The following is a 12,299-nucleotide window of genomic DNA, read 5'->3' on the forward strand; positions in this document are numbered from 1 at the left end:
CTTAACCGTGCTTACGGCTTTCTTAGTGTACTTGCTGGCTTTATACGCTTTGTATCCTGTTTTTGCAACGTTCGCTGCCGCTCACTCCTCCGCAGCTTCGCTGCTACGCTGTCCGTTTTGCCTTGCGAATCGCCTTCGGCTCTTCGGGCAAAAAGGCAACGTTCGCTACCGCTCACTCCTCCGCAGCTTCGCTGCTACGCTGTCCGTTTTGCCTTGCGAATCGCCTTCGGCTCTTCGGGCAAAAAGGCGGCTTTCACCACCTTGAACGGATTCACTACTCCCAGGACGGCTCCTCCTACTATGGCCGCTCCTTTCTTCCAACCTTTGAGATTTTTCTTTTTCGCGTATTTGTAGCCGTCGTAGGCTCCCATTGCTGCGCCTACTACTCCCCAGATGGCGTGTCCGCTCGGATCCGTATATTTTATCGGATTCCCTGCTCCGTAGGTGTACAGGTTCAGCGTCTCCGTCCTCGACCTGCTTCCTCTGTAGGTGTCCTGGGTAAGGAAGCTTCCGTCTGCCGGGTCGTAGTATCTGGCCCGCAGGTTGTAGAGGCCTGTCGTCTCGTCGTATACGCCTGCCGTATAGCATATCTCGTTGTAGAACGGTTTCTCAGGGTCCTTCTGGTGGACTTTCGTCTCGCCGTAGTCGTCGTAGCTGTAGGTGACCTGGGATGAGCCGTCTGCTCCCACGATGTTGACTGTGCTCTCCCTGATATCCTTGGTATATGAGTAGAAGTCCGTGCTGCCTTCTGCTCCCGGCCTGGCCGTCAGCAGTATGTTGTCTTCCGCCCCTATTAGGTTGAAGCTGGTCACGTCATCTGCTTCATCTTTTGTATACAGTACAGCCGTTCCGTCGTAGAAGTAATTGGTCTCCTCGGCGCCTTCTTTTTTCTGAATTCTCTGTCCAAAACCATTGTACTGGTTTTCCTGGGTATAATCAACCGCTGTCCCTGTCTTGCCTGTCGCTTTCTTCAGCCTGTTGTCGGCGTCGTATTCGTATATCGTCTCCTTTCCGCCGGTATCGGTCTCCTTTATCTGGTTCCCGTTGCTGTCGTAGGTATACGTGCGGTTGGTATACGTGCCTTCGTACATGTCCTCGCCTACGACGGATACCAACTGGTTGAACTCGTTGTAGGTGTAGGCGCTTTCGGCCTTCTGGTCGGGCCTCTGCCGCTCTGTCTCCTCGCTTATCTTATTGCCTGCCGCATCGTATTGATAATAATGGGTCTCTCCCTGAGAGAATTCGTTTTCGCCGGTCCTCTTCAATACCGAATCCTGTATCAGACGGTCGTTGACATCGTAGGAATACTGTCTGCGCTCTCCGTAGTATGAGCTGTTGGCGACGCCGTAGTTGTCTATCGTATCTTCGCCCGTTATATTGCTGTTCCTGTCGTACGTGTAATAGTGTCCTTCCTTGATATCGCTGCTGCTTCCCGTCATGTTGTCGGTATACTCTATGGCCGTCGTTCTGCCCAGCTTGTCATACGTATACGTCCGCTTCAGCCACTTGCCGGTCCCTGTCAGTCCCGAGTCAAAGTCGGTATAGTCGGTCATGGACTCCACTTTGCCATCGTCGGTGTAGGCGTATTCTCTGATGGTGCGGTCACCGCCGCTCTCCCGGGCCGCCTTGACCTCCGTCAGCCAGCCGTAGACGTTGTAAGTGAATCTCAGTCCCGTCACACCCAGCGCGCTGTCAGGATAGTCTATGGCTGTCAGTCTGTCCTTGCCGTCGTACTGATACGATATCTTATTGGCTTCGATGACTGCTTCCGTCGGAACCGAACTGGTGTCACACTCCGATACCCAGGTGAGTCTGTTGAATCCGTCGTAGCCGTATCCCGTATACCTGTATATCACGTCCTGTCCGTCTACAGTCTTCTTGTCCGTCATCGACGTCAGGTTGTCGGCGTCGTCGTACGTGAACTCCGTCCTCATGGTCTTCACTGCCGCCGTCTCTGCCGGTTCGTAGTAGTCTATGGCCGTCAGCCTGTCTCTCACATCATACGTGTACGCTCTGTAGTTGCCCTTCTTGTCGGTGGCCTTTACCAGGTTGTCCCTGACATCGTATTCATACGATGTGCTGATGGATGTGCCGTCTGTCTCGCTTACTCCCAGGTCCTCCACCTTTATGGTCCTGTCTGTATTGTCCTTGGTCACGACGCTCTTGGCTGTGGTGGTCGTCACCGTATCCCCCTGCTTTATCTGCCTCGGCTCCGTCACCACATCTTTGGTGGTATTACCGCCGCCCTCAACATCGTACTGATATTCGTATTTGACGTTGTCAGGTGCAGTCACCGACAGCAGGTCTCCATTGGTGCCGTACGTGTATTTCGTCGTATTCCCCAGCGGATCCGTGGATTCGGTGATGTTGCCGTCGGAATCGTACTTGCTTTCAGTGACGATGCTGCCCTGTGTCTCGTTGCCGTCTTCGTCTGTTGAATCAGGCCGCACGTAATATCCTGTCGTCTCCGTCCCTGTAACGTAATCAGGATCTGTCACCGTAGCCGTCAGATTCCCCTTGTCGTCATAGATATACAGCTCCAGAAGTCCGTCTGTGGCTGACAATGTCTTTCCCATCAGCCACTTGGTGACCATATCCCCCTGGCTGTTGTAAGTCATGTCGGTGTAGAGGCCGTTTTCATAAACCCTCACCACATTGCCCTTGTGATCCTTGTATGTCTCAGACAGTATGGTGCCGTCACCGTACGTTTCCTTCACCACGTAGGCATTATTGACGCTGACGGTATCGCTTCCTTTGCCCCGGTAGATATCCACGTCCTCATACCGGTAAGTGGTGGTGATGGTCTCTTCCAGGTCTTCGCCTTTCTTCACCTTTGTCGATGTCACCTGACCCATGTTGTCGTATGTATACCATTTCTCGATACCGTCCTCCAGCTTCTCATACGTCACCATGCCGTTCTTGTCGTAAGACCTGGAAGTGCTGCTCTTTAGCTGGTCGCTGTCTGTGTATTTGTAGGTGGTTCCCGTAACTCTGCCGAAACCGTCATAAGTATGTACTGTCTGATATCCCCTGCTGTCCGTCTCCTTTATGAGCCGCCCCATGACGTCATACGTGCGGCTCGTGGTGATGGTCTCATTGGTCCCGTCAGGCTTCGGTATGGTCTGGGTGCATGTCTCAGTCTTCTCTCTCTTGCCGTCCGCAGTGCTGTACTGGTATGCAAACTGGGATGTGCTCCTGAGGGTTTCTGCCGTTACGGTATAGTCGCCTGATACCGTCAGCGTCTTCTCCGTCATGGAGCTCAGTTCTCCCTTGAAGGCTCCGTCCGCGTAATACGTGTTGTTCACCTTCGTCCCGGCCACATAGTCTATGGTCTCGGTAACGTTCCCTGCCGCGTCATACGAATACTTCTGATATGCTGTAACCTTGCCGTCCCCGTTGGTCTCCTTCACGGTCTTCACCAGGTCGTCCAGGTTGGCGCCGTCCTCCTCCGTGTAATAAGTGTATTCGCTTATGGTCCCGTCGTCCTCGGTCTCCTTCACAGGGTTGTCGCCGGAATACTGCGCCTTGTTCTCCTTTACTCCCGACTTTTCCACCACGTATCCGCTGCTGTTTATCTCCAGATACTGAGCTGTCGACGTGGATGACGTCAGTTGGTTGTCTTTATATTCGTAAGTGGTGACATCAAGGCCCTGATCGCTGCTTCCCTCCAGCCTGCTGATATCGTCGACGCCTCTTATGCTCTTCTCGCACTTACCGTACACTCTGTCGAAGAAATCCTTTTCGCCCATGACTGCCTGGCCTGCCGAATACTTCTTCGTAATGGTATACGTATTGTCGTCGGCGTAGTCAAAGGTGAATTTCTCCCCGTTAGGATACTGAGCTTCCTCCACCCTGTCATTCTCAAAGTCGTACTCTATGGTGTACTGGCTCTTGTTCTGAGGCTCCTTTATGACAGTCAGGTTCCTCGGCTGAGAACTGAGGAGTGGCTTGTCGTACTGGTATTCGTACTCTATGGTCTCATCGCCCGACACCTCCGTCACCTTCGTCAGCAGTCTCTCCGACGAGAGCAGCGGCTTCGTATACTCGTACTGTACCTTGCTGCCGTCCGGCATCTCTATCTCCTTCACCGTCAGCGGGTCGCTGCCATTCTTGCCGTCGTAGTAGGTGAAATTCACGGCGATGTCGTTATTGGTGCGCATTGCGGTGAGAAGGCCCTTTTTCGCATCATGTTCGAAGATGACAAACTTGCCGTTGCCTTCCTCCATCAGCATCAGCTGGCCTCCGCTGTTGAAGTAGTATTTCATCCCATCCTTGGTGTACAGCAGGAACTGATACTTTATGGTCACGGTGCTGTCATCGCCGTCCGATGATACCGTCACCGTCTTGGTCTTTTCCGTCTGCTCCGCAGTCAGGTTCACGTAACGCCCGAAAGAAGATATGAAGTATTCGTCTTCCGAACCTCTGGTGAAATGGTATATGGTGCCGTTGCCGTCCTTTAATATCACATGGGTGAAATCCAGCGAGTTGTCGTCCGACAGGTTTATCAGCTCTATGTCGTAATCGTGGCTCCATCCCGAACCGAATGTCCCTCTCGTACTGCTCTGACTGTTGTACGTGCGCGTCAGCGTCACATCGAAGTCCTCGTTAGGCAGCTCCGCGTCCTTCTGCTGGTACACGAAATTACCGCTGCTTTTCTCGATATATCCGTTGCCTCCCGGCGTGTTGAATTCGGTAAACTCCCAGAATTCCTTGATACCCAGCCGCTTCACCGACTCGTTGAGGTCTGCGGCCCTTCCCGCCATCACCTCTGTGAAGGAGCTTCTGCTCTCCCTGTTTATACCCAGGGCGTCCTTAAACTTCTTGACAGCGCAGACTTTATAGTAGAAGTCCTTGCCATGCCACGCGTTGATCTCAGTGAAATAGCCGGCCTTTACATCCGACGCCACCAGCGTAGTCTCGTCCGGGATGAAGTCTTCGCTGGTTCCTCTGTATACTTCATATGATATCTCCGCCGGCAGCGTATCAGGTATATCCCACTTGAGATAAGTCTTGTAGTTTATCTTATCTTCCACGCTGAGACGCTTCGGCGCGTAATCCTCCACGTCGGAATATATGAATGACTCATTGACGGATGTGTCCCCGTAAAAGACAGGATCGCAGTCTCCGATCGCATGGCCTTCCGCTGCCGTCACCTTTATATCAAAGCTGTTGGCAAAGGCCGATTCTTCCGTTATATCCGTCACGTAGTAGGTAGTGTTCGGCTGCACCGTCACGTACTGGCTCTGCCCCGCCCCGTTGGCCTTTATCTGGTAGGTGGCCGTTCCCGGCTCCGCCTTTATGCGGAAGCTGACCACCGGGTCGATGGTGCTGAATGTCTTCGTTGCTGTGGCGCCCGATATCTCGCTGTCTGCAAATGTGATGGCGTTCTTGTATCCGTTCTCCACTATAGCCGTGGTGTACTTCCTGGACCCGTCGCTCTCCTTTTTTATGGCCATCACATCTATCCACATCAAATCGTCATACAGCGGATTGCCGTCGGCATCCTTGAGTGCAGGCGACGATTCCCTGTTGGCTATATACCATACGGCGCCCTGTACATCGCCTGTGAGGCTGAGTACGTCTTTGTCCGAGCCTACGATGAACGTTCCCTTATTCGGCAGATTCGACTCGCCCTTGTCTATCGTAAGCTGAGGCTCGATAAGCCTCGCTCTGGTATTATCTGACGGCACCGCGATATCGACGGTCTGCTGCTTCGTATTGCCCGCCTTATCCTCTGCCACCAGCTTCAGGGTGTATTCCTTTCCCGCCTCAAAAGGCTCCTTACCCGTATCTATGTAAGCTATCAGATAATTGAAAACCTCGGAGCTCCCTCGGCTCACAGGCTCTTCGCCGTAGCTGTCCGCGTTCTTCTCCTTTACATATATTCTCCACTCCTTCAGGTTGTCGTCCTGTACAGACCCCTGCAGATAGCACTGATTGAACTGGAGGCCGCTTATCTCCGGCTGGGTCTTGTCCACGACGCACTTGACCGTGATCTCCTCTCCCGTGTGTCCGCTCTTGGCCTTGCCTCTTACTGTAACGTCCCACTCTCCTTCAACGTTGGGCACCGTTATCTCAGCGCTGCCGTCGAATGGCAACGTACCTTCCGACCCTGCCGGTACCAGTGTCTTGAAGGAGTTTTCATTGGAAAATTTGCCCTCGATCGAAGCCAGCTTTATCTTCTGCTGAGGCGTATAGGTGAATCCCCACGTCATGGTGGCTGTGCCGCCTGTTGAATGGGCTATCTGCACCTTGTCGGGAGCCGGCAAAGTATACGTCACCTCGAAGTCCTTCGTGACTTCCTTGGTCCTGCCTGCCGAATCCTTGAGATTCAGCACCAGCCTGTACTTGCCGTAGCTGTCGCATATATCGAGGGTGTCCATCTCGATGTTCTCGCTGATGGTTATGTTCTTGGTCAGGGTTTTCTCCGTAGACTGGTCCACCCCTGTCACCTGACCCTGGCTGTTGGTCACCGCCTTGTAAAGCTTGAGGGAGCTTTCTGCTATCTCGCTTCCCGTACCGCTGACGCCTACCTCTATGTTTACAGGCTTATATATCTGGCTCACTTCGTTTCCCGTGACCAGATCCGTCAGTATTATGCTCCCTATCGGGTCTTCAGTGTCCTTCCTGTATGACAGCCTCTTAACCTTCTGGTTGCCGGCTTTGTCTGTCGCCCTTACATGGATGGTGTAATCCCCCGATGTGAGGGCTCTGTCCGCGGCCGCCAGTCTGAAGGTACCGCTGTAGGGCTTGCTGCCGCTTATGGAAAGCTCCGCGGCCGACTTGAAGTCGGATGCCGACGGGTCGGTGCCCTTAGGCACGATGGCATATGAGAGACACGTCGCGTCTATGTGACTGTCGGTCACTCCCGAAAATCCTATGAGCGGGTTGGTCTCTCCTGTCCACTTGCCGTCTATGGAAGCTCCGTCGCTTCCTTTCAACGTGACCTCTCCCACATCCGGCGCAGAACTGTCTACATGCAGCACCCCTGCCGAAGCAGCCGGTCCCGCCGTTCCGGAACCGCTGACGCCCCGCACATATACCTTATAGCAGCCCGGCTCGAGCTGAGGCAGCGAGCCGCCGGAGGTTATGGCCGTATCTTCGCCGAAATCCTTTATCACGGCTCCTTCCGTCTGAGCAGTGTCGTCGTATCCCGTTATCTTATATTCAGCCCTGGCTGCATCCGATGGCAGTCCTGAAAAAGTCAGCTTCGCCGCCGTGCTGTTTTTTACATAGGCCGGTGATACGGCGGCTCCTGTCGGTGCTGTCGGTTCATTGGAATATACCACGGTAAGCTTAGGCAGATAAGCTGTGGACGATGATCTGCTGCCGAAAAAAACCGCGTAGCTCGGCGACGCCGTCGTATTCTTCAGGGCTATGCCGTAATCGGCAGCCGACCCTGCTATTCCCTTGACGTACGACAGCACGTTAAACTTATGCTCCACAGCTGTCGGCTGCGTGGTTATAGTCGCCATGGCGCTGGACGCGCACGCCGGTCTGTTGCTGTACTTCAGCGTGGAGGGGGTCCAGCTTCCGTTGACCTTAAACGCGCTTACCTTCTGTCCGTTAGCCCCGCCACTCATCTCATATGCGGAGAAGGTGGCGCTGGTGACGTTTTTCCCCGCGACGGTATTCTTCAGGTTCACAAACTGCACGTATGTTTCATGTATCCCCGTGCTGTTTTTACCCGCCGGCATCACCACCGTACCGCTGTCGTAGAAATTCGTATTGGCATAGGTACCGCTTATGACATAGACATCCCGTATCTGACTGGAGCCTTTCCATGTGGCCGTCGGGTCCACCGTAACCGGATATTTTCGCTCTTTGTCGCTCAGGTAGTCCTCGTCTATGGTCATAGTCAGGACATATTCCCCCGGCTCTGACCCTTCCTGACTCAGCTGGTACGTTATCTCCTCGCTGTAGGCTTCACCGGTAGCGTCGTTCATCCACGGCGGCGCTATGGCTGCCACGATTTCCTCCGACTCCTCATCGTATATGGTGATTCCCTCGTTGGTGGCGTTCTTCTTGGCCCTGAGTTCTCCCGTGTTCAGCTTATACCGGAACACATTGCTCTGCGGCTTCTCATTGAGAGTCATGGTCTCCTTGATACCGTTCTCTCCCGATGTATACGTTATGAAGACCGGCGCCTTTTCATCGCCGTATACAGCGTTTATCGGCACCTCTGCCTCCTCCTCGTATATGGCCGGTACGGTCTCCTTCTGTACCTCTACCGTCTCTTCCGCCAGCTCCATCTCTTCCAGGCTCTCTGCCGCGTGAGCTATCTCTATCCTGTGAGAGTCCTTCTCCAGAAGTATTGGGGTATCCTCCGACAGTGTTTCCGGCATATACTGTTTCTTATCTCCCTGTCTGTTCTGATAAGCGTAGTCTTCCAGGGATTCGTTCTGTATCGTCTTTTCCCCGCTGTCGATGGCTACCAGGGACGAGTCGTAATCCACCAGCTTGCCCGAATCGTCTCTGTATCGTACGCTGCCGCCGTGAAAGACGGCCATTTTTTCTCCGCCGCCCAGATCGTACGTCGTAGTCGTCTCCGTCTTCTCGATGACGTCCTCCTCCGTTACGTCTTCCTCTCTGACGGCTTCCTGTTTCTTTGGCGCCTCCTTCGCCTTGTCCGCTTCCTCTGCATGTCCCATGTTCGGTATCAGCGTTACCGAAAGACATATCGTCAGGAACCATGCTACTATCCTGTTTCTCAATTTCATTTCCATGTCTTCTTCCTCCCTGTATAATAAAAGACGACGCAAATCGCAAAATGTGACAGAAATTTTTAAAAAATTTTAAAAATTTCTGTCACATTTTCGTCATTTATCGCTCTCTTATAGTAAAGGAGGTTTTTACCATGAAAAGAATCATTATTATCGCTATTGTACTCGCATCGCTCCTGTCGCTGAGCTGCACATCCTTTGCTGCGGAGACCATCGCCAAAGAGACTCTTCCGCAGGCCGCGTCGGATGAGACTCCGTCCATACAGCCGCTGTCCACCACCTGCACACTTTCCTTTAAGAAAACATCTTCCACAAAGGCCAGGGCCTTCGCCGCCGCTTCCAGGAGCAAGGCATCGTCCATCACGTCGACCATCTATCTGCAGAAGAAATCGGGCAGCTCCTATTCCACCGTCACAAAAAGTACGAGGACCGTGAAGAAGACGTACATAGAACACTCTCATACCTTTACGGTCTCCTCTTCCGCCAGCTACAGGATAAAGGTGATCATCAAGTATACGAGAGAAGGCATCACTCGCTCCAACACTTATTACAAATCACTGTAAGGCAGGCGCATTCCGGCCAATGCTGCCTTTCAGACATCAGTTTTTTCGCCGGTCATCCTCAGCATGACCGGCGGAGCTGATATATTCCAAAAAATACAAAACCGCCCTCAACAGGCGGTTCAATATTGGATTTTGTCAAAATTGAAAAAATCAAAAATAATATCAAAAGAGCAACCCGGACAGCCCGAAAAGAGCAGCCCTCAGCTTTCGCTCCGCTTTTTCATCCCGTCGGCCATCAGTATGCCCGTCTCCTCATCTCCGGCGTTGGATATGGTTATGAGGCAATCCTCCAGATATACCGTCACGTCCACCTCGCCGAAGACCTGGTCTTCCGCAACGTATATCTTCCTGTCCTCCCTCTCGATAAACCGTCCGTCTCCCGGCGATGCGTATTCCACATCGCCTTCCGCATATTCCAGGCCGATGGTTATCTCCCGATCCTCACCGCCTGTCAGCACGTATTCGACGAAAAAGCTGCCCGAAAAGTACTCGTCTATGGTGAGGCTCTCGAAGGAGTATCCGGCAGGCACATATCCCGGAAGGTACAGCTCCGGCAGGAATTCCAGAGCCACATCCAGATCTGCCTCTTCCGATATGGAGAGAGTCTCCTTCACGTCGTTTTCGGCCACCTCCTCTTCATCGGTGAAGATGCCGTATATCCCCTGCTGTATCCTGTGAAGTATCCCCTTGTCCCCGTAGGAATCGGCTTCGTCATTGACCAATATGAAAAGATTGGCCCCCAGCAGTACGATGACCAGACCGGCGGCGACTGCTGCCACCCTGACGAATCTGCGGGGTCTCCTTTCGCCCTTCGTCTCTTCCGTCAGGAAGGAAAAATCCACATCCACATCGTTACAGTCGTGATGAGCCGCCTCTTTGAAGGCCTCCTGCATATGCTCCGCCAGCCGGCGATGTACATCGCTTTCCCACTGCTTTTTTCTGTCACTCACCGGCTTCCCCTCCTTCCTCCAACTCCAGGTATATCCTCTTCAGCTTCTTCAGGCTCCTGGAATATATCGCCCGCGTGCAGTCGTAGCCTGTACAGATAATTTCCGAGACCTCCTTCAATGTCAGTTCCCCTACGAGATGAAGCCTTATGATCTGCTGTTCCCGCTCATCCAGCAGCGATACTGCCTTTACCAGAATCCGCTTTTCATCCTGTCGCACCAGTATTTCCAGCACATCCTCCTCCGCCCGGGCTATGCTCTCCGCAGGCTCCCCTTCCCCTGCGGCATATTCATCAGCCCATTCAGCCGAAGCAAGGTACCGTTGCTCCAATCCTTTGCCTCTGAAATATCCCTTGATTTCGTTTCTGATGATACCCTTTATCCACTGCCAGCATTTATCCCTGTCCCGCAGCGAATCCAGCGACCGCCAGGATTTCTCCATCACCTCCTGAGTCAGCTCCTCCGCCGCATGATGGTTTCCCGTGGAATCCAGTATTATTCTGTACACATCTGTCTTCCTATCCGCTATATTCCGCAGATAGAAGCCCAGTCTGCCGTTCTTTTTCCGATACTGCAATGGTACTTCCTCTCATACACTTCGTTTACAAAGCTATCCCCAGGAACATGGCCGCTATCAGCATATATACGACAGTGGAAAACATGTCTGTCAGCGACGATATCATAGGGTTGGCCATCAACGCCGGGTCGATCCCCAGCTTTTTGGCTGCCATGGGCAAGAGGCTTCCCAGCAGTTTGGCGAATATGACTATTATCACCATGGAAATAGCCACCGTCAACGCTATGGCCATGCTCTCCCTGTCTATTATCAGCACCTTGGCCATGTTTATCAGGCTAAGGGAAACTCCCAGTATTATGCTGACCCTGAATTCTTTCCACGTGACCTTGAGTACGTCTTTCAAGTCTATCTCATCAGTAGCCATACCACGGATTATCAGCGTCGAAGCCTGAGACCCGCTGTTACCGCCGGTACTCATAAGCAGCGGCAGATAGGATACCAGCACGATGACCTGCGCCAGCACAGCTTCGAACCTGACGAGGATAGCTCCGGTTATCATGGCTGAGATATTCATGAATATCAGCCACGGCAGTCTGTTACCGACATGACGGAACACACCCTGATCCAGATACTCGGTATCGGAATCGTCTATTACACCGGCCATCCTCTCCATGTCCTCACTGGCCTCTTCCTCGATTACCGGCAGGATATCATCTACAGTGATGATCCCCACCAGCCGGTGTTCATTATCAACTACAGGAATGGCGAGAAAGCCGTATTTCTTGAAGCTCTCCGCTACCTCCTCCTGGTCATCGTAGACGTTGACATACACATAGTCGGTGTTCATCAGGTCACAGATCTTCGTATCATCATCGGCTATCACAAGGGAACGAAGGGATACGATACCCTCCAGCTTCCTGCCGCCCCGCTTGACATAGCAAGTATAGACGGTCTCACTGTCCATGCCCTCGCTCTTTATGTGAGCCAGCGCCTCAGCCACCGTCATGGTCTCCTGAAGACTGATGTAGTCGGGAGTCATCAGGCTTCCTGCGCAGGTGTCGGGATAGTTGAGAAAGGTGTTTATCAGCTTCCGCTCTTCCTTCGGCGTGCTCTCCAGTATCTTATCCACGATGTTTGCCGGCAGCTCTTCCAGCACGTCTATCTTATCGTCGAAGTCCAGCTCGTCTATGATGTAGGTTATTTCCCTGTCGGTTATGCCATGGACGATGGCCACCTGGTCGTCGGAGGGAAGATGTGAAAAGACCTCCACCGATACGTCCTTCGGCAGCATCCTGAATATTATTATGGTTTTCTCGACTCCCAGCTCCTCCAGCACTTCTTCCAGTATCTCGCTGATATCCACCGCGTTGTATTTCAATATGGCATCTCTGGCCTTGAAGTAGGATTTCTCATCCAGCAGCTCGACTATCTTTTCCACGTCTTCATCGAACTGCTGGTTCTTAGCATCGTTGTCCATCGATATATCAGCCATGATATCCCTCCTTCCCGCTTCTATCCGTTTATATCCATGCTCTGATCGCCTTCGGAC

At 52.8% G+C, this 12,299-nt stretch carries 5 protein-coding genes; 1 reads left to right on the top strand and 4 read right to left on the bottom strand.

Going from position 1 to position 12,299, the window contains the following annotated elements; translation table 11 throughout:
- Positions 1 to 194: 194 nt before the first annotated feature.
- The gene (locus ACQY69_RS03555) at positions 195 to 8,726 is read right to left on the bottom strand and encodes an RHS repeat-associated core domain-containing protein (RefSeq protein ID WP_428258671.1); all 8,532 of its coding nucleotides are present in this window, start codon (positions 8,724 to 8,726) and stop codon (positions 195 to 197) included.
- Between the two features lie 131 nt (positions 8,727 to 8,857).
- Between ACQY69_RS03555 and ACQY69_RS03560 the strand changes: the two genes are divergently transcribed.
- A complete protein-coding gene (locus ACQY69_RS03560) occupies positions 8,858 to 9,286 on the top strand; it encodes a hypothetical protein (protein ID WP_428258673.1) in 429 nt (142 codons plus the stop codon).
- Between the two features lie 200 nt (positions 9,287 to 9,486).
- Here the strand turns inward: ACQY69_RS03560 and ACQY69_RS03565 are convergent, their stop codons facing one another.
- The 3 genes from ACQY69_RS03565 to mgtE are packed head-to-tail and all read right to left on the bottom strand — an operon-like array spanning position 9,487 to position 12,242.
- The gene (locus tag ACQY69_RS03565) at positions 9,487 to 10,236 is read right to left on the bottom strand and encodes a hypothetical protein (protein ID WP_428258674.1); all 750 of its coding nucleotides are present in this window, start codon (positions 10,234 to 10,236) and stop codon (positions 9,487 to 9,489) included.
- The gene (locus tag ACQY69_RS03570) at positions 10,229 to 10,810 is read right to left on the bottom strand and encodes an RNA polymerase sigma factor (RefSeq protein WP_428258675.1); all 582 of its coding nucleotides are present in this window, start codon (positions 10,808 to 10,810) and stop codon (positions 10,229 to 10,231) included. Before ACQY69_RS03570 ends, ACQY69_RS03565 begins: the two co-directional genes overlap by 8 nt.
- 25 nt (positions 10,811 to 10,835) lie before the next feature.
- Positions 10,836 to 12,242, bottom strand: a complete 1,407-nt coding sequence (mgtE, locus tag ACQY69_RS03575) for a magnesium transporter (protein ID WP_428258677.1) — start codon at positions 12,240 to 12,242, stop codon at positions 10,836 to 10,838.
- Between the last annotated feature and the right edge of the window lie 57 nt (positions 12,243 to 12,299).

It is taken from the genome of Gallibacter sp. Marseille-QA0791 (assembly GCF_965119705.1).
Taxonomy (GTDB): Bacteria; Bacillota; Clostridia; order Peptostreptococcales; family Anaerovoracaceae; genus Lentihominibacter; species Lentihominibacter excrementipullorum.

Bases quoted from the DNA above. Each gene is read 5' to 3' on its own strand.
- ACQY69_RS03560 (WP_428258673.1), top strand. From the start codon at position 8,858: ATGAAAAGAATCATTATTATCGCTATTGTACTCGCATCGCTCCTGTCG.
- ACQY69_RS03555 (WP_428258671.1), bottom strand. From the start codon at position 8,726: ATGGAAATGAAATTGAGAAACAGGATAGTAGCATGGTTCCTGACGATA.
- mgtE (WP_428258677.1), bottom strand. From the start codon at position 12,242: ATGGCTGATATATCGATGGACAACGATGCTAAGAACCAGCAGTTCGAT.